Source organism: Stenomitos frigidus ULC18, assembly GCF_003003795.1.
In the GTDB taxonomy this organism is placed as follows: Bacteria; Cyanobacteriota; Cyanobacteriia; order Leptolyngbyales; family Leptolyngbyaceae; genus Stenomitos; species Stenomitos frigidus_A.
Genome location: NZ_PVWK01000118.1, coordinates 1 through 25,181, shown reverse-complemented (window position 1 = coordinate 25,181; position 25,181 = coordinate 1). Strand labels below are relative to the sequence as shown.

At 51.8% G+C, this 25,181-nt stretch carries 24 protein-coding genes and 1 riboswitch; of the genes, 9 read left to right on the top strand and 15 right to left on the bottom strand.

The window, feature by feature from the left end:
- Positions 1-26: 26 nt before the first annotated feature.
- A complete protein-coding gene (locus C7B82_RS21485) occupies positions 27-2,666 on the top strand; it encodes a phospholipid carrier-dependent glycosyltransferase (RefSeq protein WP_422632145.1) in 2,640 nt (879 codons plus the stop codon).
- Positions 2,667-2,707: 41 nt separating this feature from the next.
- On the opposite strand, the gene C7B82_RS21480 is transcribed toward C7B82_RS21485, so the two are convergent.
- Positions 2,708-3,577, bottom strand: coding sequence for a lipid kinase (locus C7B82_RS21480; protein ID WP_106258456.1), 870 nt, complete (start codon positions 3,575-3,577; stop codon positions 2,708-2,710).
- 9 nt (positions 3,578-3,586) lie between these two features.
- Positions 3,587-3,910: a phasin family protein gene (locus C7B82_RS21475; protein ID WP_106258454.1), complete on the bottom strand. Its 324-nt coding sequence runs from the start codon at positions 3,908-3,910 to the stop codon at positions 3,587-3,589.
- A 215-nt stretch (positions 3,911-4,125) separates the two neighbouring features.
- Between C7B82_RS21475 and C7B82_RS21470 the strand changes: the two genes are divergently transcribed.
- The gene (locus C7B82_RS21470) at positions 4,126-4,437 is read left to right on the top strand and encodes a TIGR03792 family protein (RefSeq protein ID WP_106258453.1); all 312 of its coding nucleotides are present in this window, start codon (positions 4,126-4,128) and stop codon (positions 4,435-4,437) included.
- A 596-nt stretch (positions 4,438-5,033) separates the two neighbouring features.
- Here the strand turns inward: C7B82_RS21470 and C7B82_RS21465 are convergent.
- A complete protein-coding gene (locus C7B82_RS21465) occupies positions 5,034-5,327 on the bottom strand; it encodes an RNA recognition motif domain-containing protein (protein WP_106258493.1) in 294 nt (97 codons plus the stop codon).
- A gap of 276 nt (positions 5,328-5,603) precedes the next feature.
- Between C7B82_RS21465 and C7B82_RS21460 the strand changes: the two genes are divergently transcribed.
- The gene (locus tag C7B82_RS21460) at positions 5,604-6,866 is read left to right on the top strand and encodes a 4-hydroxy-3-methylbut-2-enyl diphosphate reductase (protein ID WP_425443648.1); all 1,263 of its coding nucleotides are present in this window, start codon (positions 5,604-5,606) and stop codon (positions 6,864-6,866) included.
- 41 nt (positions 6,867-6,907) lie between these two features.
- On the opposite strand, the gene C7B82_RS34385 is transcribed toward C7B82_RS21460, so the two are convergent.
- Complete coding sequence (locus C7B82_RS34385; RefSeq protein ID WP_106258451.1) at positions 6,908-9,043, bottom strand: S-layer homology domain-containing protein; 2,136 nt, start codon at positions 9,041-9,043, stop codon at positions 6,908-6,910.
- A 254-nt stretch (positions 9,044-9,297) separates the two neighbouring features.
- On the opposite strand from C7B82_RS34385, the gene C7B82_RS21450 reads away from it, so the two are divergent.
- The 4 genes from C7B82_RS21450 to C7B82_RS21435 all read left to right on the top strand — a co-directional run bounded on the left by C7B82_RS21450 (position 9,298) and on the right by C7B82_RS21435 (position 12,507).
- The gene (locus tag C7B82_RS21450; RefSeq protein WP_106258449.1) at positions 9,298-9,633 is read left to right on the top strand and encodes a hypothetical protein; all 336 of its coding nucleotides are present in this window, start codon (positions 9,298-9,300) and stop codon (positions 9,631-9,633) included.
- 186 nt (positions 9,634-9,819) lie between these two features.
- A complete protein-coding gene (locus C7B82_RS21445) occupies positions 9,820-10,173 on the top strand; it encodes a YtxH domain-containing protein (RefSeq protein ID WP_106258448.1) in 354 nt (117 codons plus the stop codon).
- Positions 10,174-10,181: 8 nt separating this feature from the next.
- Positions 10,182-10,922, top strand: coding sequence for a hypothetical protein (locus tag C7B82_RS35250; protein ID WP_219904622.1), 741 nt, complete (start codon positions 10,182-10,184; stop codon positions 10,920-10,922).
- A gap of 100 nt (positions 10,923-11,022) precedes the next feature.
- Positions 11,023-12,507, top strand: coding sequence for a GTP-binding protein (locus tag C7B82_RS21435; protein ID WP_106258446.1), 1,485 nt, complete (start codon positions 11,023-11,025; stop codon positions 12,505-12,507).
- Positions 12,508-12,633: 126 nt separating this feature from the next.
- Here C7B82_RS21435 and queF read toward each other — a convergent pair whose 3' ends face one another.
- Entirely contained in the window at positions 12,634-13,077 is a 444-nt protein-coding gene (queF, locus tag C7B82_RS21430; protein ID WP_245940030.1) for a preQ(1) synthase, read from the bottom strand.
- A gap of 113 nt (positions 13,078-13,190) precedes the next feature.
- Between queF and C7B82_RS21425 the strand changes: the two genes are divergently transcribed.
- Both C7B82_RS21425 and C7B82_RS21420 read left to right on the top strand, forming a co-directional pair.
- Positions 13,191-13,754, top strand: coding sequence for a hypothetical protein (locus C7B82_RS21425; protein ID WP_106258444.1), 564 nt, complete (start codon positions 13,191-13,193; stop codon positions 13,752-13,754).
- A 172-nt stretch (positions 13,755-13,926) separates the two neighbouring features.
- Positions 13,927-14,274, top strand: a complete 348-nt coding sequence (locus C7B82_RS21420) for a P-II family nitrogen regulator (RefSeq protein ID WP_425443647.1) — start codon at positions 13,927-13,929, stop codon at positions 14,272-14,274.
- Positions 14,275-14,380: 106 nt separating this feature from the next.
- Here the strand turns inward: C7B82_RS21420 and C7B82_RS21415 are convergent, their stop codons facing one another.
- The 10 genes from C7B82_RS21415 to cobG form a co-directional block, all read right to left on the bottom strand.
- The gene (locus tag C7B82_RS21415; protein WP_106258442.1) at positions 14,381-14,932 is read right to left on the bottom strand and encodes a GAF domain-containing protein; all 552 of its coding nucleotides are present in this window, start codon (positions 14,930-14,932) and stop codon (positions 14,381-14,383) included.
- Between the two features lie 62 nt (positions 14,933-14,994).
- Positions 14,995-15,756, bottom strand: a complete 762-nt coding sequence (locus tag C7B82_RS21410) for a DUF3891 family protein (protein ID WP_106258441.1) — start codon at positions 15,754-15,756, stop codon at positions 14,995-14,997.
- 498 nt (positions 15,757-16,254) lie between these two features.
- The gene (locus tag C7B82_RS21405; protein WP_106258439.1) at positions 16,255-17,625 is read right to left on the bottom strand and encodes a DUF3370 domain-containing protein; all 1,371 of its coding nucleotides are present in this window, start codon (positions 17,623-17,625) and stop codon (positions 16,255-16,257) included.
- A gap of 122 nt (positions 17,626-17,747) precedes the next feature.
- On the bottom strand, positions 17,748-18,740 hold the full coding sequence (locus tag C7B82_RS21400) for a vitamin K epoxide reductase family protein (protein WP_106258437.1): 993 nt from the start codon (positions 18,738-18,740) through the stop codon (positions 17,748-17,750).
- A 310-nt stretch (positions 18,741-19,050) separates the two neighbouring features.
- Positions 19,051-20,430: a precorrin-3B C(17)-methyltransferase gene (gene cobJ / locus C7B82_RS21395; RefSeq protein ID WP_106258436.1), complete on the bottom strand. Its 1,380-nt coding sequence runs from the start codon at positions 20,428-20,430 to the stop codon at positions 19,051-19,053.
- Complete coding sequence (locus C7B82_RS21390; protein WP_106258434.1) at positions 20,427-21,173, bottom strand: Uma2 family endonuclease; 747 nt, start codon at positions 21,171-21,173, stop codon at positions 20,427-20,429. Before C7B82_RS21390 ends, cobJ begins: the two co-directional genes overlap by 4 nt.
- Positions 21,174-21,238: 65 nt before the next feature.
- A complete protein-coding gene (locus C7B82_RS21385; protein ID WP_245940029.1) occupies positions 21,239-22,018 on the bottom strand; it encodes a precorrin-2 C(20)-methyltransferase in 780 nt (259 codons plus the stop codon).
- Positions 22,015-22,644, bottom strand: a complete 630-nt coding sequence (locus tag C7B82_RS21380; protein ID WP_106258433.1) for a precorrin-8X methylmutase — start codon at positions 22,642-22,644, stop codon at positions 22,015-22,017. The genes C7B82_RS21385 and C7B82_RS21380 overlap by 4 nt, the downstream gene beginning before the upstream one ends.
- Positions 22,645-22,652: 8 nt before the next feature.
- The gene (locus C7B82_RS21375) at positions 22,653-23,339 is read right to left on the bottom strand and encodes an SAM-dependent methyltransferase (protein ID WP_245940028.1); all 687 of its coding nucleotides are present in this window, start codon (positions 23,337-23,339) and stop codon (positions 22,653-22,655) included.
- A 5-nt stretch (positions 23,340-23,344) separates the two neighbouring features.
- The gene (gene cobG, locus C7B82_RS21370; RefSeq protein WP_181357603.1) at positions 23,345-24,943 is read right to left on the bottom strand and encodes a precorrin-3B synthase; all 1,599 of its coding nucleotides are present in this window, start codon (positions 24,941-24,943) and stop codon (positions 23,345-23,347) included.
- Positions 24,914-25,009: riboswitch (adenosylcobalamin-variant (AdoCbl-variant) riboswitch) on the bottom strand. (Overlaps the previous gene by 30 nt.)
- Positions 25,010-25,181: the final 172 nt, after the last annotated feature.

Genomic DNA, 25,181 nt, shown 5'->3' with positions numbered 1-25,181 from the left:
GCAAACGGCGACCATGGGTGAGGGGTTTGCCTGTTTTAGGGTCAATTTGGCTAGTAGGGGCGATCGGCGATCGGCTCTGGTTCACGCTAGACCACAGCATTCCAAACTGGGATCAAGCCGACTATTTAACGGGTGTGCTGAACTATTGGCAGGCTTTACAGACGCCCCAGTGGTTCTCAGGCGATTGGTGGACGCATTTATGGCAGTTGTCCTCTAAGATTCCACCCCTTGTCTACATCACCACAGCCCCCTTTATTGGTCTGTTTGGTGCTGGCGCTGATCAAAGTACACTGGTCAACCTTTTCTTCAGCGCCCTCTTACTCGGCTCGGTTTACACCATTGGCGTCTGTCTTTTCACCCTTCCAGTGGCCTGTTGGGCCGCAGGGCTGTGCTTGCTCATGCCTGGCTTGTATCGAGTGCGACTCGACTTTTTGCTCGATTTTCCACTCACATCGCTGGTAACGCTATGTTTTACCTGTTTGACGGTATGGAGGGAAACGGGGAAAGGGGAAAGGCTAAAGGATGAAGGCTTAAGGCGAAAGGAACCGCCAAATTTTACCCTTTATCCCTTAGCGTTCAGCCTTTCAGACTGGTTGCTAGCCACCGCGATCGGCATCACCCTCGGTCTAGCGCTGATGGTCAAGCAACCAGCACTCTTGTTCCTAGTTGTGCCGCTGGTGTGGGCGGGAATCGAAACAATCTGGCAGCACTCCTGGATACGGCTCTTACAGTTGGTGCTGGCAGTCTGCCTATCCACCCTCATCTGGGTGCCCTGGTATCGCACTAATTGGCTACTGATGCTGTCAGCAACCAAGCGAGCAACCATCGATTCGGCGATCGCGGAACATGACCCCTCCCTGCTGTCTCTCGATGCCTGGACGTACTACCTCAAAGTACTGCCTGAAATGATCTCGCTGCCGCTGTTGGTGCTGCCGCTAGTTGGCTTTTTATTTTTTTGGCGACGCTCGCGCGTGAGCAGTCAATGTCTGGGCGAAGCCGACTTTGGGCCGAAGACAAAAAACTATCGGCAGCAGGTCTACGGTGCGTCACGTGCAGCGCTTATCTGGTTGTTTGTTTACTGCATCGGTGGCTATTTGCTGTCGTCACTGAATGTCAACAAAGACGATCGCTATGTGGTGCCTTATTTGCCGATCGTGGCGCTGCTGCTGGCATACGGCCTGACGCTCTTGCCCAGGCGCTGGAAACTCTTGCAGTGGGGGACGATCGGACTCGCGCTTGTGCTGATGTTCAACAACCTGGTAGCGCTACCCCTTGGTAGTACTCCAACCCAAAAATCCTTCAGCCAGCACTTTGCGTACACTGGCGAGGGCTATCCCCATGCCCAAGTCATTGCCTCGGTCATCCAGGCGCAACCCTACCTGCGATCGACCATTGGCGTATTGCCTTCCACTGGACAGATTAACCAGCACAATATCAACTACTACGGCAATCTGCAGAATTTTCGCGTCTACGGACGTCAGGTTGGCACGCGCAAGTCGCAGGTGGAGCAAGATGCCCGCTCAGTCTCCTGGTTTCTGACCAAAACGAATGATCAGGGCTCCATTCGTCAGCAAGAAGCGCAAGCCGCGCTGGTCAAAACGGTGGAACAGGGCACCGATTTTACACTACACAAAACCTGGGCGTTGCCCGATCGCAGCACGTTAAAACTTTTTCGCCGTAGCATTCCACTGTTAGAGGTGGCACCTGTTGTTGGGAGTGGGCAATTAGCGATCAGCGGTCAGCGGTCAGCGGTTAGCAGTCAAAACTCAAAACTGTTTTATACTCCCCCCATCACTCTCGATCAGGTGATTGTGCCTGATCGAGTGCCGCCTGGACAGCCAATTCCAGTGACCTATCGTTGGTCGGGTGATTGGCAGTCGTTACAGTCGGGTTTGGTCCTCCTCACTTGGCACAAGCAGGGACAGCCTGCAGGGCGCTGGGTGCATGACCACGGCATTGGCATGGGCTTGTTGCATCCCAAAGTGCTGCCTGGAAGCAAGGCATCTCGCTTTCAGGTGGTGGAGCGTTTGGCCATGTTGCCGCCTCAAGACGCTGCTGCTGGAACGTATACGCTGGAGGCGACCTACCTCGATCGACAGACTGGCAAAACGGCTGCGATCGCCACGCCATCGGTAAGTCTGCGGCTTGATGCTAAGGCGACCGCCAACCCTGCACCGGAATTAGATCTCGCGACGCAGTTACGCACGTTATCGACAGCGTTGCCCAAAGGTGGCAAGGACTTAACGGCCGCCTTCGACCAGATTGGGCGCATCAATCAATATGACCCCACGCAAGACTATGCTGACCAGGTAAGGCAGGCGACGGCCTATCGTCTAGCGCAAGAACCGAAGAATCGTGAGTTTGCTTACACGCTGGTGCTAGCCAATGTACTGAAGCGCCGAGTGGGTGATGCGATCGCCTCGCTTCAGCAAGTCGTGCAGCTTGATGCTCAAAACCCTTATGCATACGGCTATCTTGCGTTTATCAATCTCTACGATTTTCGTGCGCAAGCGGCGCAAGCAGCGCTTCGTAGTGGGTTCAAGCTGAATGCAAAGCTACCGGAGCTCTATGCACTGAGTGGTGTAGCGGCTTTGATGCAAGGCAAGCCTATACAGGCTTGGCAGCAGTTCCAGCAATTTGAACGCTTGGAAAAGCAAACAAATTAGTGTCTACAAACGCTTTAGCGCTGCTGTGGTTCATGCTATGACTACGGGACCAGCACCGAAAGGGCTTTAGGAATGACGCGGAAGCAAGCTGGAGTGCTGGTCGTAATTTCACCATCGGTATTGATGGAGTGGCTTCGATGCGTTTTTACCTCAATTGCCTGACTCGATAGCGATCGCACGAATGACCAGGAACTATGGGTACCAGAGTGCATATTGGGTAGTAGTGCGATCATTTGCCACCAGTGCTCAATTTCAAGGCTGTAGAGATCAAGCCGCTGGTCGTCGATCGCGGCATCGGCGGCTACGGTCATACCACCGCCATAGTGGCGCCCATTGCCGATCGCAATTTGTACTATTCTGACCTGTAGCGGTTCACCGTTGGCATGAATCTCGGCACTGAATGGAACCGATCTTAGTAAACCCTGACAGGCGGCGATCGCATAGGCAAGTACGCCCCACCGTCGCTTCACCTCGCGGCTAAGCTGCTGCGTAATCTTAACGCTAAACCCCAAACTGGCGACGTTAAAAAAATGCTTCCCGTTGACCCAACCTAGATCGATGCGCTCCGATCGCCCGTTCTTAATGACTTCGCAGGCATCCGACAGAGCGGTTGGAATACCAAGGGTACGAGCAAGGTCGTTTGCGGTGCCTAACGGCAAGATACCCAGCGGTAGTTGAGTGTCAAGCAAGCCATCGATCGCCGCGTTGAGCGTCCCATCTCCTCCGCCAATGATCACCAGATCAACCTGCTTTGCGTAGCGTCGAATGATCTCCGAGAGGCTATGGGGGCTGTGGCTCGGTGGTTCAATCAAAGCAAAACCAGCCTCTCGAAGCTGAGCGATCGCGCGGGACCGATCAGCCTGACCGCGGCGAGCATGACGATTCACTAGCAGTAAAGCACGGGTCTGCATCAGTCTGTTCTAGCGCCAAAGCTTGTTTTCAATGTCTCGAAGCTGCCGTTCGAGGCGATCGATGCGGCCACGTAGCTCATCCACTTCTGATTGCCGGGGCACACCGACATCTTGCATGATGTTGCGAATCTGCCGTTGCACCTGCGACTCAAAGTTACCCTGTTCTGACTTCAGCGTCTGCATCAGGTCATCAACAACGTCCTTGGCTTGCTCTGGGTCAAGCTTGCCATCTCTTACCAGCTGCTCGCTCACTTCTTTAACCTTATCTGCAACTAAGGACGTGGTGCCAACGCCAAGCATCAACAGTTGCGAGAGCCAATTATTATTATCCATGCTGGTTTTCCTAAAGGGTTGTTGTAGCGGATGCAGGCGCGAAAGGGGAGTCTTCAAAGTACACCCTTATTCTGTCAAATTTGCGGCCTTTTCTGTGCAGTGGGGTGCCCGCCAACAAACAGTTAGTTGATCATGTGGTTGCAGAAGCGTGGTTGCATTCTTCAGCGCTCAACGCTAGAGTACGCTTGCCTTCTCTATCATCTCACGCTACTTCTATGGTCATCGAGTGGTTAAAAGTTCGGGTTGCGCCAACACTGCGCGAAAAATACATTCAGAAGGATGAAGAAATTTGGACGGCTGCTCTATCCAAGTATCCTGGCTATCTTGGCAAACAGGTTTGGCTTGATTCCAACAGCCCAGACATTGTGGTACTCGTCATTCATTGGGCAAGCCGTGAAGCCTGGAAAAGCGTGCCTGCCAAAGACCTGGAAGCGACTGAAAAGCGCTTTGCCCAACAGCTGGGACAAGATACCTACAAAATTATTGAAGCGGGTGAATACCAGGTGCGCAAATTTCCTCAGAAGTAATCATAGTGTGAGAGACTCATCACCCAGGTAGATGACCAGACTGGATGAGTCCTCACAAACGTATCAAGCGTAAGCTAGAGTCATTGAAATTGCACACAGTCAACGTAACGTTCTGATCTTGTTGCCTATCCTTTACGGAATCGTCTGCAAACTGTGTGAATGAAACAAAAAGCTTGGTTCAGTGTCAGTGCTACGGCTCGTTCCAATAGGTGCCTAGCGCCTTCTAGATTTTGCTAAAGTGAGCAGTCTTTTGCTCTGGCTTCAGCCCCTTTTGGGGCTGTTTTTTTGACCACCGTCAATCAAGCGCAACTTGAAACTGGTGACTAGCTGTGTGCCTGTCAAAAAGCAATAAGGCACACAGCATTCAAGCTGATGTAGCAACCGTGCGATCGCCCCACACACAAAGACGATCGCACGTTTTTAGGTCTTTCTCAGAAGATCGGCAAAGGTTGAGAGTTTCTATGCCATTGAGCGATTAATTCCAAAGAAAAGACCGAGGCGATTTCCAGCAAACAGATTACCCACTACTTTTCCGTCTCCTTAAGGATGCGAGGTTTTGCGTCCCTACAGGGGGTAAAACTTTCTCAGGCGTCTTTTTAGTAGGGGCTGTTAGAAAGACTTTTACCGCCTCCAGAACCACGACTATCCTCACGCGGCTTCGCTTTATTGACTTTCAACTCGCGCCCGAGCCATTCAGCACCATCAAGCTCAGAAATCGCCAGGTCTTCTTTCGATTCGTCCTTCATCTCAACGAAGGCAAACCCTCGCTTTCTACCTGTCTCGCGGTCTGTAGGAAGGCTAATGCGACTGACCTCGCCGTATTCTGCGAATACTTCTCGTAGGTCATCTTCAGTAGCCTGGAAGGACAGGTTACCAACGTAAATAGTCACGCTTCTCTCCAACCCAGTTTTGAGGGACACATCCAATGGCGATGAAAGTAGCAAAAAAGCCTTTCTACTCTGTTCAAAACCAATTGGGACATTTGGGAATTATGATAGCAGAATTTTTGGGAAGGAGCATAGTTCTAGCAAAATGTCTACAGTTTTAGTGAAATGTCTACAGGTGCAGTCGACGTTGTGTCAAGGGATGTGGGCGGTTGAAAAAGTGTGGGCTCCTGCCACCTGTCTTTCAGCTACCTCTAGTCCACGATCGCGCCAACGCGTATGATGAAAGGAAGCCGAATGTCGGGTGTGGTTGCAACAGAGGAAAGTCAAGGTATGGATACGCGAGCCTTTAAGCGATCGCTGAACAGTTCAGAGAATTATCACCGGAAAGGGTTTGGGCACGAAGCTGATGTCTCAGACCAGATGCAATCGGAATATCAGAGCAGCCTAGTGCAGCAAATCCGTGCCAACAACTTCACCATTCAGCGGGGAGCAGTCACCATTCGGTTGGCGGAGGCCTTTGGCTTTTGCTGGGGGGTTGAACGGGCAGTCGCGATGGCCTACGAAACACGGCAGCATTTTCCGACGGAACGCATCTGGATTACGAATGAAATTATCCATAATCCTTCGGTCAATCAGCGACTGCGAGAGATGAATGTAAAGTTCATTGGTGTCATTGATGGCGACAAGGATTTTTCGGGGGTCGATCGAGGCGACGTGGTCATCTTGCCAGCGTTTGGAGCCAGCGTGCAAGAGATGCAGTTTTTGAATGAGCGGGGCTGCACGATCGTGGATACCACATGCCCCTGGGTCTCGAAAGTCTGGACGACTGTCGAAAAGCATAAAAAGGTAGACTACACCTCTATCATCCACGGCAAATACAACCACGAAGAGACGGTTGCAACTAGCTCCTTTGCAGGCAAATACCTGATTGTGCTAAATATGGCGGAAGCGGAGTATGTGGCGAACTATATTCTCAACGGTGGCGATCGCGATGAGTTTATGACGAAGTTTGATCACGCTCATTCAGCTGGCTTTGATCCCGATCGTGATCTAGACCGAGTTGGCATTGCAAACCAAACCACCATGCTGAAAGGCGAAACCGAGCAACTGGGCAAACTGTTTGAACGCACGATGATGCGAAAATACGGTCCTGATCAGCTCAATCAGCATTTCCTCAGCTTCAATACGATTTGCGATGCCACGCAAGAGCGTCAGGATGCCATGTTTGAACTAGTTGAAGAAAAGCTGGACTTAATGATGGTAATTGGCGGCTACAACTCATCCAATACCACTCACTTGCAGGAAATTGCGATCGAGCGCGGCATCCCTTCCTACCACATTGACAGTGCCGATCGCATTGGTCCCGGTAACCGGATTGAGCACAAGCCTTTGAAGCGTGATTTGGAAGTGGCGGCAAATTGGTTGCCCAGCGGTCCTGTTGTTGTGGGAATCACGTCAGGAGCATCAACACCGGACAAAATCGTTGAGGATGTTTTAGAAAAAATCTTTGCGCTGAAGGCAACAGTTACAGTCGCAAAGTAGGGGCGTACGGCCGTACGCCCCTACCAGGTAGGTTTTTCCGTCTACACAGAAACAATGTACGGTGAATTAATCGCGGCGGCTCGTCCTGCCTGGACTAACCCCTGATAGACGATCGCCACTACTTCGGCGCGGGTTGCTTCACGGGTCGCATTCAGTTGCCGGACGTTGGGAAAGTTGACGATAATTTTAGCTTTCGTCGCGGTAGCCACTTCATCCTGAGCGTTCTGTGGCACCGTGTTGCGATCGTCGTAAGCATTGAGCAGACTCATATCGCCTACAGGTAAGCCTAAACCGCTAACCAGCGATAACCAAACCTGAAGCCGTAAGACATTTTGGTTCGGCTTGAAGGTGCTATCGGGAAAGCCCGAAATAAAGCCACCCTGATACGCCTGGTCGATCGCAGGTTTTGCCCAAAAGTTGGCGGGAATGTCCGCAAAATTCGTGGCGGCGCGTTTAGCTGGAGGATTGAAGGCTTTGGCAATAATGGCGGCATACTGTGCCCGGTTCATAGTCAAATCGGGCTTGAAGCTGCCATCCTCAAACCCGCTAATCAGGTTTTGGTTCGCCAAGCCGATAATGAAATCGGCTGCCCAATGGCCTTGAATATCGGTGAAGAGAGGCAATGGCGCATCGGGTGCAACGATGAATGCAGACGCGATCGCGGGTGCCCGGTTTAAGGCGACAAGCGATTGGTAGATGATGGCGACCACTTCAGCTCGTGTGGCATCTCGCATGGGCTCTAGTTGCCGGATGTTGGGATGGTTGACCACAATACGGCGCTGGGTCGCGATCGCCACATTCTCGGTGGCGAAGCTGGGAATCTGGGCACGATCGCTGTACACCTTCAGCACATCCAAAACACCTCCTGTAAGACCGAGGCCGCTAATCAATGAGACAATCAACTGGACGCGAGTCAGGTTTTGATTCGGACGAAACGTATTGTCTGGAAAGCCTGAAATAAAGCCCATCTGGTTGGCTTTAGTAATCAGATCGGCAGCCCAAAAGCTCTGCGGCACGTCACTAAAGTTTTTGGCAGACTGCTTGGCCGGTAAATCAAAGGTCTTTGCGATCACCGCAGCATACTGAGCGCGGGTAATCGGTGCTTCAGGTTTAAACGTGCCGTCTGGGAAACCGCTGATAAAGCCTCGGCTCACTAATCCTTGAATAAAGGATTCTGCCCAATGCCCCGTTGTGTCGTTAAATCCGGTTGGATTTGAGCGCGTTGGCGTGGGGGTTGGCGTGGGTGCAGGCGTTGGGGCTGGAGTGCCTGATGGAGACGGTGCAGGCGTCGGGATTTCGTTGCCCACAAAGTCGATCGCGCCTTGCACTTTCGTTGGGTCAACTTGGTTGCCCACTGAGATTAATGTAAGGATCGTGCCGTTTTGAATATCGAACTGTCCGTTTTGCCGAAAAATATTGCCACCTGGAGCCTGACTGCTACCTAGATCGGGTAATGCTGTTTCAGTCACAACCAGGCCGGTTTCGGTATTATTTTGAACAATATTGCCGCGCAGTACAGCTTTCGATTGCTTGTTAATGACAATACCAGCGCGATTTTCAGAGATTTGGTTTTCAACCAAAAGCGGCGCAGCACTATCCCCTACAGCGATGCCAAAGCCGGTTTGTCGACACACGTTTTGTCGCCATTCGCCTTTAGAGTTGCGCGTAATCGAAAACCCGCTGGCAGAGTTTTGAATCGCCACGTTGCCCGTCACTAAAGGATTGGCGGTGCCCGTAGCAAAAACGCCCTCGCGTTTGCAGTTGGTAAACGTGTTGTTGGCGATCGTGGGATTGCTAGACTCCACCCACACACCTGTGCCGCGAATCTCTGGGTTCGTTACTGTTACACCTTTCAGTTGAGCATTATTGGCCAGTTGAAACGTGACATTCTGGTTCGCAAACGTGGGACTAGGAAAAATACCGCTACCAGAGATTAAAATGCCGCTGCCCTTATTGGCTTCACTGCCAACAACGGCCACGCCAGAAGGGATTTTGATAGGAAAGGTCTCACCGCTAGCCGCGCTGTAAGTGCCTGCCACCAGTTGAATGGCTGTACCTGCTTGAGCCGCCTGAAGCGCGCGGCTGATCGTTTTGAAGGGAGCTGCTTGCGTTCCGTTACCGCTATCGTTACCAGTTGCCGGATTGACAAAGAGCGTCTTTGAAGTCGCTTGCACCATAATGGTTCCTCATTCTCAGATGATTATTGCCTTCAATTGAGCGTTCGATCATTCCGTGTTGCATTCGTTGATATTTACTGTGTCTAACCCCAAGCACCATCATTGGGCTAGCCAGCGCTCACTTAGTGTTTCCGTTGGAAACACGCTCTACAATACCCCTTAAAATGGTTACTACTCGTAGCTCATTTACTGGCCAATGCAGCCGTTTTTGCATGTTAGGTTGATGATGGCTACTACAACAGGAATGTTCGCTCATGCTGGCAGTCGTTTTGGTCTGCAATGTCGTGCTTGGGTTGCTCTGTTGCTATGGAGCCTGGCAGCTTTGGCGGTTTAAACGTCGTTTGGGAAGAGCCGCTGACGCGCTTTTAGCTTGCGATCGCGCTGTCCATCGTGTCCTTGACCGTGCACCCGATGCGATCTACAAAAAACACGCTGGTATCCACCGCTTGCGGGAGCAATATCAGGGTTTGGAACCTCAGTTGCAACGAGCTCAGCAGGCTCTAGCACTGCTGAGTCTAGGCCAGACATTGTGGCAACGCCGTACCTTCATCGTTGTACCGCGATCGCGATCGACGCGCAGAATGCCATAACCTTCCCCACTCCCTACTCTTTAAAACCCGCTACAATTCCAGGCAACCAATCGTCGGGGTAATGTTGGGGTAGATTAGAAGGTGTCAGTAAAGCCAGTGCTTCAAGTACATCGTTTTAGGGGTCGTTTCCCGATGATGACTGGCATGAATTGAGGGGTGAGTCGTAGTTTAAGAGGGAATGAGACGATGTCAAATAACCGCTCTGGCTCCTTTCTGGGAGGGCTGTTGGTGGGAACTGCGATCGGTACACTTACTGGCATTCTCTTAGCGCCGCGTACTGGACGCGAAACTCGGCAGTTTCTGAAAAAATCAGCCGATGCACTACCCGAGCTTGCAGAAGATTTATCGAGTAGTGTGCAGCTTCAAGCTGACCGTCTGTCAGAATCGGCTTTGCGAAACTGGGATGGAACCCTTGTGCGCTTGCGAGAAGCGATTGCGGCAGGTCTTGAAGCAACCCAACAAGAGCATCAGGCTTTAGAAACGGCTGAGACCGGACGATCACCTGAGCTTGATGCTCCTGCTCACGATAACTTGCTGTAGGCATACCTGTGACTGATCCGTTGTTCTGGCTAGTATTGTCGTTGCTGTTCGTCACGATCAGTCTGACGATCGTGCTGGTCGTGGCGATCCCCACTCTGAGAGAGCTTTCCCGCGCCGCTCGTAGCGCTGAAAAGCTGTTTGATACGCTGCGGAGCGAGTTCCCGCCTACGTTGCAGGCAATTCGGCTCACCGGCTTAGAAATCAGTGATTTGACAGACGATGTCAGTGAAGGCGTACAGAGTGCAGGTCAGGTGGTCAAACAGGTAGACCAAAGCTTGAGTGGCGTACGCCAACAAGCCCAGCGTGTGCAGTACAGTACTCGCAGCGTAGTCGTTGGCATTAAGGCTGCCTGGAGGACGTTTACACGATCGTCACGATCGACCTCCCAACGGCGCAGTTCCGGTCGTTTACCCATTCCCCGACCCGACCCTGAGTTTAATACTGCCGTCTATGACAGTGAACGATATGACAGCGAAGGTCTTCGCGATACGCTACCAGAAACCACGCGCAACGCTCGACGCGCAACGTCTCAAGACGAGACGCTGACCCGCCAACCGGCTCGAGCACATGACGCTAGTGACTTACAGGCCAGCGATCCCCGTGCCAGTGAAAATGGGCTACCAGCGCCTTCCCCCCATCCGGTTGAACGGTCGCGATCGACCCTTCCCACCCAATCGAACCCCAGTACGGCAACGCCTGACCCACCCAACCGCTACCCTGGAGCCGAAACAGCTGACCGTCGAGATTAATGCTGCTGTGGGTACTAAACTACACGCTCATAGCCGTCTAGTCTCTCTGCAAAATCGCTAGGATGAAGCAGTCGCCTCCAACTTATGACTAACGCCAGTTATGTCCGAGCCAACTCCAGCTTTGGGTTCGCCTCAAAAGCCCAGCCAGTTTAGTCAAGAGCTTGACGAAGCGATTCTCGGCTTCGAAGACATTCAAGCAGAACTGAACTATCGGCAGGCTCAAAGTGCGTTGCATGAACTGGTCGAGAACCTGGATTTAACTCTTCAAGAACGTCGTGGTCTAGAGCCAGAAATTGGCGGACTAGAAGCTCTATTGGACAAGCTCGATCGACAGGTGGTTCACATTGCTGTTTTTGGCATGGTTGGACGCGGCAAGTCGTCGTTGCTGAATGCATTGCTAGGCGATCAGGTCTTCGAGACGGGTCCCATTCATGGTGTGACTCGTACTTCCCAAACTGCAAGCTGGAACATCAGGCGCGAAGCCATTGCGGGGAGCGATCGTCCCATCCTGCGCGTCGCCTTACCCAGCGTGGGCGAATCCCACATCGAACTCATTGATACTCCCGGCATTGATGAAGTGGATGGTGAGGCGCGAGAAGCACTGGCGCAGCAGGTAGCTAAGCAAGCAGACCTGATTCTCTTTCTCATTGCAGGCGACATGACCAAGGTGGAGTACCAGGCATTATCGGAACTGCGCAATGCCAGTAAGCCGATCCTGCTAGTGTTTAACAAGATCGACCAGTATCCTGACGCCGATCGCCTTGCCATTTATCACAAAATCAGAGACGAGCGCGTACGGGAACTGCTTTCACCCGACGAAATTGTGATGGCAGCAGCATCACCCTTGCAGGCAAAAGCAGTGCGCCGTCCAGATGGCCGTGTAGCGGCTCAGTTAAGCACTGGCACACCCCAAATCGACGAGCTCAAACTCAAAATCTTAGAAATTCTTTATCGCGAAGGCAAAGCCCTTGTGGCTCTCAACACGATGCTGTTTGCCGACGATGTGAACGATCGCCTGATCGAGCGCAAGATGGTGATCCGCAATCAGAGTGCCGATCGCGTGATCTGGAACGGCGTGATCACAAAAGCAGTGGCGATCGCGGTAAATCCCATTGTGGTCGTTGATCTGCTCAGCAGCGCTGCGATCGATGTCGCCCTGATCCTCTCTCTCTCCAAACTGTACGGCATCAACATGACTCAGCATGGTGCTATCAGCCTGCTGCAAAAGATTGCGCTGGCGATGGGTGGCATAACGGCGAGTGAACTGCTGGCAAACCTGGGGCTCGGTTCGCTCAAAAGCCTGCTCGGTCTAGCGGCACCGGCAACAGGCGGTGTCTCGCTAGGTGCGTATGTGTCTGTCGCGCTGACTCAAGCTGGCGTTGCGGGAGTTTCAACCTATGCGATCGGGCAAGTGACGAAAGCCTATCTCGCCAACGGTGCCTCCTGGGGCGATGACGGCCCCAAAGCGGTAGTTACCCGCATTCTTGCCTCCCTCGACGAAACCTCTATCCTGAACCGTATTAAAGACGAACTCCGTGCCAAACTCGATTTGAGTCGGCGTCAGATGAATTCTAAAAAGGGTTAATCCAGCAATGCTTCCTTTGGCGACGCTTTAAGGACTCGTCAAAGGTTCTGAAGCCTGGATAACCGCGATCGCCACTCTAGCGCCACAAACGTAGACAAGCTAACCGCGATCGCCGCTGATTGATTTCTAGGCGTCTTTTTGATGCGTCACCTCAATCACCGTATGGACATTCCCACGCGGTAAAAAATCGCCTTTGATTTTGACTTCCAGGGGATCGCAGGCAGCAACAAAGTCATCCAGGATCTGGTTGACCGATTCTTCGTGGGAGATATAGCGATCGCGGTAGCTATTGATATACAGCTTGATGGCTTTCAGTTCCACGACTCGCTGATTGGGCACGTAGGATAAATAGATCGTCGCGAAATCTGGATACCCAGAAAAGGGACATTTGCAGGTAAACTCCGGCAACGTGATGTGTATGTCATACCGTCGCCCGATTCTGGGATTGGGAAAGGTAATGAGTTCACCCTGCGCGATGTGTCGCTCACCGTACTTAGGCTCAGACGTCTGAGCCTGGGTCTCAAATTCAGCGGTCGAGAAGGGTTGCGTTTCGGGGTGGATCATGGTCATGCGTGGAATTGTTTGCAGATTTTCGCGAACTTCTTGGCAAATTTTGCTTCGATTGTTCTAATTGCGGCTATTCTGAGCGTAGCTTATCGACTCTAGCGTTCAGACGTAGACCTATGACATCTAGAATAAACGCCAAACAGCCTCCACGAAAGGCTCAATCAGCCAGTGTTCCGAAAATTCCAGCCAATCCCCATTCACCGTCAGTGCCGATCTCGCTGTATCGGGAAGTCGCCACGGAACTCAAAGCGACTCAAAGCAAAATAGAGTCACTGACCCTCCAAAATCAGCAGTTAACGCAGCAGAATCAGCAACTGCGGGTAGAGATTGAGCGGGTTGTACAGTCTGCTTTACAGCTTCGCCAAACCGCTGATGCCCATTTGCCTGCAACCCAATTCCCCGCGAACCAATTGGCTGGGGCGTCCACAGCTACACAGGGCTTAGAACTCCACTTTCAACCGCCTGTAGCGGCTTCTGGCACGATCGCTCCAGAAAAACCTGAGCCATCCACCCCAAAATCGCTTTTCACCGAGCAAGAAGGCAAGCTACGACAGCCAGCCTCTAAAGAACGAAGTGCAGAAATGGGTGGTTGGTGGTTAGCGATCGTCATTTGTTTCATTATTGTCACTGCCTTTGGTACGGGATTTTTCATCGTTCGCCCATTGCTGCCCTCACGGTGAAACCCAGATGACGTAGGTCGATCGACTGATTTGTAGCAAGTTGATCAAGCAAACTTCTGACAAAGAATGACAAGGCATTGCGAGAAATTGTATCGTTGTCTACAAAACGGACGCTTTTGACGGTGATAGAAAGTGTCTTGCTAGATAATTGACCGCGTCAATAAAATAAGGAGTGTGGGAATTGAAAAAGGTTGAAGCAATCATTCGTCCATTTAAGCTCGACGAAGTTAAAATCGCGCTTGTCAATGCTGGCATTGTCGGTATGACTGTATCTGAAGTCCGCGGCTTTGGCCGTCAAAAGGGGCAAACGGAGCGCTACCGGGGCTCTGAGTATACCGTTGAGTTTTTGCAAAAACTTAAAGTTGAAATCGTGGTCGAAGATGATCAGGTTGACATGGTGGTAGAAAAAATTATTGTCGCAGCCCGTACCGGAGAAATCGGGGATGGCAAAATTTTCATTACTCCAGTGGATCAAATTGTTCGAATTCGCACAGGAGAGAAGAACTTAGAAGCGATTTAAGCTTTGTTTGCGTACAGACAGGAGTAAAGGACAGCCCCTGCTTGCTTGCACGCGTGCAAGCAAGCAGGGGCTGCTTGAATGAGACCAGCTTTTCAGCCCTCCGTTTCTAACCCACAGGGTTTTTAGCGCTTTCAGTGGCTGCATGAACATACGTCACGGCATTGGGCGTAATCATTTGTACGATTTGCTCGATCGCCTGTCGTTCTGTTAGCGTCCATTGTCTGGGGCGCCCAAAAACACAGGGCTGTAAGACGCCCCAAAGCTCTCCGTCTTGGCATAAGTGAGCATGGATCAACGCCCGATGTCCAAAGCTTCTACGCTCAAACTCTTGGCTTAAAATGGTTGGACTGGCAGTTTCGACATCCTCAACGAAGATCGAAGGCTCTGTCCGCAGTGCCGCAGCAAACAAGGGATCTTCATCAGGCAAAGAGATTGGCTCCAGTTTCCAAGCTTTGTCATACACGGTAGGAATATCGGCGTGACGAATCCAGTAGAAGGGCACTCTGCCCAACCGCGTTTTCGGCTCCCGCAAGTAAAGAAAGCAGCGATCGCACTCTAAAAACTTCCCCACTGCTGGCATAAGCGCATCAAAAAGCTGCTCAGGCGTTGGTGAGTCTGCAAGCAGATCGGCAATGTCAGGCGGTACGCGATCGGGCATAAAGTTGCTTAAAGTTAGGTGAAATGGGATTGGAGCATTTTAACTTAGAGGGCTGTAGACGGTCAGCTTAAGGGATTTTCCTGCATTGCTTCAGGGCTTTCCTTGACAAACGTCCATTCGAGCCGTTTGCGCGGTCCATGCTTCAGCGCTTCCACCAGGCTCTCGTTGTCATCAAACGTCACTTGCGACAGCGATGTTGCCTCGACAGTGACTGTGAAGCGATCCTCCTCAAAGCACCACGGCGTGACGGTTACCAGACCGCTACTATGTTGGATGACGTCATACCGCTGCCCATCCGGTCCTTTGCTAATTTCCAGTGCCCGTTCGTCCATTGGTAGCTTATGCTGGCAGAGAATGAGTGATAGACGATCGCACCACTGCATGAAGGCATACGCACTAGCCGCATCGTCTTCAGATGCCTCTACTTCTTTGAGCCAGCGCTTTTGATACTCCAATTGTTCATCTAAAAACGCATCGGCTTCAGCAGACGTGCCGCGCTTACCGGCATTGAGATGGGTTTGGTGCATCGAATTTAAAAGTGCTACCCAGTGCCCTCTATACAGAGCCTGCTCGATATGTTTTCGTAAGGGATCATAGGACTTACCCTCATCCATCAGAAAGTCTTTCGGCGTCCCTGCTTCGGTGAGGTTATCGCTTTCCCACTCTTTGGCTAAATCATCGTGGTGCGAGATTGCTGCGATCGTTTCATACAGTCGGGGTGGTGCATCTTTGCGTCGCCAATGTCCAGCAATTTGCGCGGCAAGTAAGGCGTGGGCACGATGGTAAATAATCTGCCAACCGTTTTGGGTCGGGTGAACAATCACGGTACAAGTCTCCTGAATGTCGCTGACAGTGGGCTGGACGTAAGTGCTGCTCTTCTGAGCAGCAGAATATAGCTACAACAGGAACAACCCTTTGCGGCGTGTTGGAAGCAGAGTCATTTTTGTCGCTGGCGATCTGGGATCGCTAAGACTCAACTGAGACGTACTTGCATCGATGCGTGTCTACTGAGTAGCAAAGGCAACCGCTAGTGATCAGATAATGAACAAAATTGATGGATTGCTCACTATGAACAAAATAGCGGAGTCGTCAGTTTGTCCTCTCTATCCGACGACTGAATAAGGGTTTGAACCGTATTGATCCATTGCTTTTGTTGTCTGCCAATTTTCAAGAAGGAGCGGCAGACACTACGACCTCACTGATTGACTGACAAATCTTTTGATCCTGGCGGTTGTTTGCGCAGCGTTCCCGAAGGGTAAGCGTCTACAACCGCCAGCACAGGCGTTTTGCCAGTCAATCAGATGACCCCGTTATAGTTGCTGTCACTGTGATGTGTTCAGCGTTTGGATGGTAAGCATTTGAGGCGGTGTGGCATCCGGTGGATACAGGAAATCGACTTGCACTAAACGTCGATCGCCCGGAGGCATGGTGAGAGTTGCCAATGGTACGCCTAATTGACCGCGTCGTTGTACCAGATGCCAATACTGGGTGCGAGGAAGACCACGATCGTCGTTGTACCGAATGCGCACAGTGCCGCGGAAAAACACATTGGCATACGGTGGTTGCCGGAACTGTAACCCTGGTTTGCTTAATGTGTCTTCTTTCAGCGGTGTTTGCACCAGCACCTGTACCGTTTGCGGTGCCTCTGTGGTGTTGATGAGGGGCAGGGTGAGTTGATACTCAATGCCGTAATTGCCATGAGCTTGATACGCAGTGCCGGGATAGCGAGTGAGCAGTGTTGCACTTTGGTTTTGTCCCGTGCCCATTTTGCCAGCCAGAAGCGTACTCAAGCCATAGGAATACGCCTCTCCACGCTTTGGAATTGCCAGCAAGCGGCTATCTGGATCAGTGACTTGAGTGCGCCACTGGGAACCTTGCGCGACGGCTGCCACGCGACCATAAATTTCTGACCCTGTGGGACGATCAGGTGGACTAGGAGCACCTTCACGCGGTCCCGCCAAGTCGCCTGTTTCTAGCAACGCCACCCACTCTTCGTGGGTGGGTGCCCGTTCGCTGCCGTCTGGGTTTTGCTTGGCAAACATCGCCAGATTTGCCATGTAAACGGCACCATTGCTGTAGAGCCTTGCCAGCGTCGATCGCCCATTCAGCGGCGGAGTCAACGGTCGCACCGGAATCGGCAGGTTCATTAACAGACGGCTCTGCTTCGGCGGAATTACCAGGCGATCGACCCAACCTTCTTGCCGTCGCCCTCGCAAGATGTCATTCATCGCGCGATCGCCCGGACCTGAATAAAGCTTGCCCAATGTATTATCAAGGTGCGCCGGTAGATCAATGAACTCGGCATCTGGCTGGCTGAGATAACTGGCGGCTTGCAGGACATCCACGGTCACTGGTTGATCGCCAGGATTGTAAACGATCACGCCTAAGTAGAGGGAGCGTAAATCGTTAGGGGTCTCGATCGCCCGCGCAATGTGGTGCGAGAACAAATCGAATCGCCCCTGAAACGGAAAATTGAGATGCACACCCGGCACTCGCTTGCCCTGTGGCGGGAACGTCGAGAGCAAAATGCCCTCAGTCTTCACGACCTCTGGGTTGTTGCTATTGAAGACAGGAACCTGATCTAACCCACCCGGTAAGGGACGTGTCTGTTGAGGGATCACGATTGTCTGCGGCATAACAGGAGTCATGGGCACCGTTTGAGCAAGCAACACGCTGGCAAGGAAGGAAAGCATAAATTGCCTGAACCTGGCTAGTAATACAAACAGAAACCGGGTTTCTTAACGGAAAAATGCCGTTTGAGCATTCAAGCCACGTCCAGAAACCCGGTTTCTTTCAAAAGTGTGTCGCTACTACGCTAAAAACTGTTCTTAAAGTTTCGCGGCCCCTGGTAGCCAGATTGATTGGCCAAATCCTGCAATGGCTCTTGTCCAGAGTAAAACTTACCGTTGATCTCCCAGGTAGGGAAGCCGAATGGTCGTCCTAACTGTTTTTCAGCTTTGGCGGCTACATCTTGACAGGCAGCAGTTTGAGAATTCTTGCCGTCTGGAGCACACTCAACAAAGGGTAGATCATTCAGTGCTGCGACGCCAAAGAGTTTCTTCTGCTCATAGCAGTGGGGGCACCAGTAAGCGCTATACATTTTTGCGCCCGTTTGCTTCAGATGGCGAGCGAGCTGAATTTCTGACTCACCTGACGTATCAGTCACTGTAAAAAAGACTTGACCGCTGCCAGACGCAACGTTGTAAGCACCAGCAACGGCTTTGCCTATGGGAGCATAAAGCGCCAGCGTGCCGACCAGTGTAATCATCCCAACGATAACGCCAGTGAAGAAGAGCTGCCCAACATCGTCCCAGGTGCGACCTAGAAGCGTGAGCACAAACAAGCTGAGCGCAAAGATCGCTGATGCCACACAGTAATAACAGATGCCTTGTGGCCCATTGGGTATCACGAACTTGGTGATCATGATGCTCATCAGATAACCGCTGAAGATCAACATGGCGGTTGATCCGGCAAACAGCAGAAACCAGGTCCAGTTTTCTAGGTTCGATCGCAGCTCTTTCTGCTGATCGCCCTGAACCGCTAAGGGCGCAAGCGCAAAGATTGCCATACTGATGTATGCCAGTAAGCCAAACACCGCTAACGGCAGACCAAAGGCTGTTGCATACGCGCTGGAGAGTACTTGCTCACAGCCACCTGAAGGACAAGCCGTTTCCCCATTGGTGAGCTTGGTGATTGTCAAGTAAGCGGTATTGAGCGCGCCTAGAACAGCAATCCCGCCGATCAGTGGGCGCGACCAACGATGCAGCCAAGGAGCAGTGCGACGACGACTGACAAGACTCTTAGACATAAGCAATCCTCAAAACCCAGCAGTTCCCCTGGAAGTCAGAACGTTACCTTCTCATTTTGCCTTATGTGCCTTCTGATGTGATCGCAAGTTTTTGGGCAAAGGGTTAGAGGGGCGGGGGAAGCAGGGGGAGACGGGGAAAAAGTTTTGAGTTCTGAGTAGCACTGAGTCTTTTGGACTCGCTTCGCGTTTCTTGTATGCCAAAGGCTTTACGTGCCGCTCCGCTAGAGGGTTTTAAGTTGATTCTGACTACTGATGATTGACCACTGACCACACTTTTAGCCTTCATCCTTCATCCTTTAGCCTTCATCCCTCATCCTTCATAGTGCCGTGGTGTGTAAACCCAAACGCTACCGTTCGATCGCTCAATGATGCGGGTCTGACTGGAGCCAATGAGAATGACCGTTCGCATATCGGCATCGCTCGGTGAGAGATCTGCAAGGACTTTTACCTGTACCGATTGACCCGATCGCCCTAAATTACGTGCCAAGACGATCGGCGTTTCGGGCGATCGCCACTGCCTTAAAATTTCCTTTGCCTTGTCTAACTGCCACGTCCGCTGCTTAGAAACGGGGTTGTAGAATGCCATCGCAAAATCAGCTTGAGCTGCTGCGGCAATGCGTTGTTCAATCACTGACCACGGCTTGAGAATGTCAGACAGGGAAATGGCGCAGAAGTCATGTCCCAAGGGGGCACCGATCGCCGCTGCTGCCGCTTGCATGGCTGAGATGCCGGGTGCGACGTGAAGCTCAAGCTGCTGCCAGGCTGGGTTTGCTTCATGATCGATGACTTCAAACACAGCGGCTGCCATTGCATAAATGCCGGGATCACCAGAGGAAACGACCACAACCGATCGTCCTTCAGCAGCAAGATCCAGGGCTTGACGGGCGCGATCGATCTCTACACGATTATCGGACTCGTGCCGTTTTCCCTGAGCAAAGGTGCCGACTAAATCTAAATAAGTCTTGTAGCCAACTAAATCCGTAGCAGCTTGCAGAAGCGTCTTGACTTCTGGCGACATCCACTCAGCGGCTCCGGGGCCTGTGCCCACGATCGCCAGCTTACCCTGAACCGCAATGGGCTGATAGACCAAATGGGTGGCACTGCCTGCAATGGCTCGATCAGTCACTTCGATCGTATGGGTGCCATCGGACGTAAACGGTAGGTTGCTCTGACGCAGCCAGTGCGCCTCACCAAGCAGTTTGACCGTCGCTCCAGAGAGTAAATCGGACGTGAAGGCCTTTGCGTGTTCGGGGTTGGTCAACCGATAGCCAAGTGGCGGTGCTTCCAAAACCACATTGAAGCGCAGTTGTCCGGTTGCTGTGATGGCGGGCTTGGTATGCAGAGCGTGGGCGATCGTGGTTGCCAAGTCATTCGCACCCGTCAAGCCGCCCAAAAGCGGCACTACCGCGCTCCCATCGTCTGCAACAGCAATCACAGGTGGTTCGGCTCGCTTATCGGTCAGCAGCGTTGCCAGCGATCGAATCAGAATCCCAGACGCGCAGATACCAATGACAGGTGTGCCGCTACTGAACAGTTCTCGCACCGTATCGCCAAATTTGGCATAGGACACATCCATAGATTGCGTGCGTCCAGCTAACCCATAGATCGTCGCGGCTGGCAATGCTGCTTGAATCTGCTGCGCGATAGCCACACTGGTTTCGCCGAGAATCACAATTGCGGGTGACTTCATTGCGGTTGGCGATCGCTAGCTTGCCTTGTTTTGTCCCGCTGATCCTCAAGCTGTTGAACAAAGACTTGATGTGCTTCAGTATCAATGCCTGTTTGCAGGACTGCTAATACCGATCGCATATCGCCCTGCAACATGGCCTCCACGTTCAGCCACAACCCTGGAAACACCTGACTGTGAATAACGCCTTGTTCATCTGGCGCTAAGGAAACATAGTCACCATCCTGCAACTGAAACCAATCAATTTTCTGGTCATACACCTGCCAGACAATGTATTCCTGCACGCCACTCCGCCGATAGGCACGTTTTTTGTCGCCTAGATCGATCGCAGCACTGCTAGCAGCGATTTCTGCTACTAATTCGGTTGCGCCTTCCAAGTAGCCATCGTCACTGAGTGTTGAGTGCCCACCGCTTTCCTGACTAATTAGCAAGACGCCATCTGGTTGCGGCTCATTGTCTACATCCAGACGCATTGTTGGCTCAATGCCCATTTGCGCTCCTGGTGTGGCGGTTTTGTATGTCCACAGCCAGCCAATGAGATCACCGTGCGGTTCAGCATGGGGCGTAAAACGTAGTGGCGATGCCATGTAGACGACTCCTTCAATTAATTCGGCTTTTCTCAGATTGGGCATGGCATGATAACGACGCTCAAATTCGGGGCGCGTCAAGCGATCGCCGTTCTCCAATGGAGGCAGCGCCAATCCTTTAAGCTGAGAAGCAGTGGTTTGAGACAAAGAAGACGTCATGGCAACAGTCCCGATCGCGGGGTCAGAAGTGATTCTATTATCGATAATTGCACTGTTCAATAATTTTACTGCGGTCGTGTTTCGCTAGGGACGAGAATCAGCGCCCAGTAGGGAACATCAGCCGGATCAAGATCTGCGATCGGACGAATCTGCTGGTTTGGCATGGTTGCCCGTTCAATGTACAGCGCCCGTGATAGCAAGCCCAGTTCATCCAGAATGGTGCGGACTTTGGCGAAGTGTCTGCCCAGCTTGATGATGATGGCAGCATCGGCAACGGCGAGTCGATCGCGCAAGGTGTCTTCATCCAGCGTGGCAGGCATAATGCTCAGCACATCATTACGGTAGGTGAGGGGTGCGCCCAGCATTGCGGCACTGGCAAAGGTTGAAGAAATCCCTGGCACCACTTCGGTATCAAAGCGATCGGCAAGTCGATTGAAGATGTACATAAACGACCCGTACAGCATCGGATCGCCTTCACAAAGGACAGCAACATCGCGTCCCCCGGCCAAATGCTGCGCAATCGTTTCAGCCGCAGTGTCGTAGTAAGGCTGTGACGATCGCTCCACGCTAAACGGCAATGGCATCGGAACTTCAAGCTGCTCTGGGCGAATGAAATCTGCCACGATCGCCCGTGCCAGCACTTTGCCACTTTCCATTGTGGGATAGGCAATGACCGGTACTGACGTCAAAATGCGATGCGCCTTGAGCGTCAACAGCTCCGGGTCGCCAGGCCCAATGCCCAAACCGTAGAGCTTTCCGGGTGTTGGGTGTTGGATGTTGGGGGTCGGGTGGCCTTGCCCACTCCCCACTCCCCACTCCCCACTCCCCATTGTTGCGTCTGTCATAATTCAGTCTCCTTTGCTAACGCATTCACGGCTGCGGCTGCCATTGCACTACCACCCCGACGACCGTGAATGGTCAGAAAGGGGACACCCCTGCTGTTGGCTGCGAGGGCAGCTTTGGATTCGGCTGCACCCACAAACCCGACTGGAAAGCCCAAAATCAGCGCTGGTTTGGGTGCGCCTTCGTCCAGCAATTCCAGCAAACGAAATAAAGCGGTGGGCGCATTGCCGATCGCCACCACTGCGCCCTCTAGATGCGATCGCCACAGGTCCAGTGCTGCTGCCGATCGCGTGTTCTGGATTTTTTGAGCGATCGTGGGCACTTGCGGATCGTTGAGCGTACAAATGACGGCATTGTCTGCAGGCAAGCGTTTGCGAGTGACTCCATTGGCCACCATTTGAGCATCACACAAAATCGGCGCGCCGTTGATGAGCGCCGATCGTCCAGCATCCACCGCATCAGTGGAATATGCCAAATCATGCACAATATCGGTCATACCACAGGCATGAATCAGCCGTACTGCAACAGTTTCTAACGCTGCAGGTAGTATTGCCAAATTTGTCTCTGCTCGAATAATGGCAAAGGACTGTTGGTAAATTTCGTTGCCATCGCGAATGTAATCAATCATGCGTACGTTCAGTTGTCATGTTTAGTTGTAATGGCTAGCATTTCGTTACCGCCTTTTTGTAATTCGTAAGGCACTTTTTTGATGGCTAAAAAGTATCCTTGCTCACCTAAAGTTTGTAGAATCGGATCGAGGTAGGGCGATCGCTGGCGCATCAAGGTTAGCAACGGGAAAATGCGCACTTCTCGACTGACTCTCAGCAGCTCCTGAATTGACTCTAGATGAAATGAGTAGTCGAGTTGTTCCGAATATAAAAATAAAAAGTGTGAACAAACGGCAAGATCATAGGCTTGATCGGGCAACGTCAAATGTGGTAAGGCATCAATGCGATATCGTCCGTCTGCTTTGCCAGCGCCATAATCATTCAGGAATGTCTGAATCGCATGAACTCGGTTTTGACGCAGGTCATCAGGCGATTGATGATACATCCAAACCCAATCATTTGGCGATGTCCTGACTTGCTCAATGATGTCATCAACTACAGCATTAAAGCGAGACAAGATTTCAGCACCGCTGAATTGATAAAGGGGATCGATTGAAGTCGCGGTATAGCCTAATTTCGTCGCCTCAGCATTGAAACTAGCGGGGCCATCACCCACACCGAGAATGCGTTTGGTTAAGTCAGCATCCGTCAGGTTAAACATTTTGATGTATTCATCCAGCGATCGCCCAAAGGGTACGACCGTCTCTAGCTTCATTGCCATTAGTTTTGTTGTCTAGCCCCTATTAAGTGGCGATCTGAGGCAATCAACATCTGCTTTAATTCAGCGATCTTGTATCGATTGACGAAGCTTTTAAAGGTCTCATGCGACTGCGATTGTTCTTGATAAACCCGTAGCATTTGTTCAATCAAAGCAGGTAAATGCGCAGGACGATAGTTTTGATAGAGCGATCGACCAAATTTTGAGCCATCATCTCCGACATAAACGTGATAGCTTGCCTCGCCTTCTTGCGCAACGCCAAGCAGTGCAATGTCGCTGGCATGGTGTTGAGCGCAAGACTTTTCACAACCGCTAAAGTGGATGTTAACCGGGTAGCTCAACACGATAGTTTGTTCTAAATGAGCCGCTAATGCTAGTGCATCTGCTTGCGTATTGGTGGCAGATGATTGGCAGCCTGTTGTGCCGGAACAAGCCACGATCGCGCCATGAGGATGTGTCGCTGAACTATGCAATCCCAACTGCTCAATTTTCTGCTGTACCACTGCTATTTGTGCAGTCGGAAGATCAGAAAGAAGAACATTCTGCCACGGTGTTAGCCGCAGCATACTACTGCCGTATTGTGATGCTAATGTTGCCAATCCGCGTAATTGTATTGTTTCTAAGCGACCCAGGGGAAGGATACAGCCAATATAAGAGCGATCAGACTGACGTTGAGAATGTATCCCTAAATGGTTGTACGCATCCGAAAATGAGTTGCCATCGATCTTTTCATTTTGCCGGAGCGATTTTGTTCCATCTCGCAGGGGTAAAAACGAAAGACGCTGTACTACTGCTTGCAAATAGGTTGCCAAACCCCAGTCATGTAAAAGATTCCTTAAACGCGGTTTTCGCTGGCTGCTATTGCCGAGCTTTTGCATCGTATAATCACGATAAACCTCTGTCATTGCTATTAGCAATTGCAGACTTTCTTCTGGTTGAATGACAACGCCTGTATCACAGGGTGATGCGCCACGATCGCCCAAACTTAAATGGAGACGAAAGTAAATCGCGTCTGTGATCGCGACTGCAACCAGACTGATATCGTTGGGCCGATCGCGTACCGAAACCGCTTCACCACCGTCAAAGCACACGCTGAATTTGGGTGATAGCACCGCAAAATCGGGGCGAGTCGTAAGATAACGGTTCCAGGCAGCAACAAACGGGCGTGTATCCAGCAACTGTTGCCGATCGATGCCTGCTGTGGGGCTGCACATGATGTTGCGAAGTGCGTCAATAGCAGCAACCGGAGATGCCAATCCGACGGCTTGTAGGCGGGCTAAGTGGTCTGCATCAATGGTCGACTGAAGTCCACGGATTTGCACATTGGCGCGATTCGTCACTTCGACATAGCCGCCCCCCAATTGATCAGCGAGGTCAGCGATCGCCTCACACTGAGTAACTGTCAGCAGTCCACCCGGCACTCTCAGGCGCGAAAGTAACCCATCGTTTGCGGCTGACGGCTGAAACAAGCCCGGACAGATCGCAAATTGCGATGACACACATTCTAACGACAAAACTTCCACTCCTTCCCCGTGCGACGCAGGGAGTAGACGACGGTATCCCGCAGATACCACCCAGTCGGCATTCTGACTTGAAAGCATGCAAAACGCTTTATCACAGTTGCGGCACAGTACCGGAATCACACCGGACTTTCCCGACTCTAGGCTTCAGTAACTTAGCATGAGAAAGCGGTCGAAAGGTTGGATGCCATTTTTCGTAACTTGTTGGTAAGTAGGTGCGTGGAATTAAATATAAGATGGGCGTAGCGATTGTCTTGAAAGTCAAGGGGAATGAAGCAAATCTTTTGTGCTCCAAATACTCATGACAAAGTAACGGCAC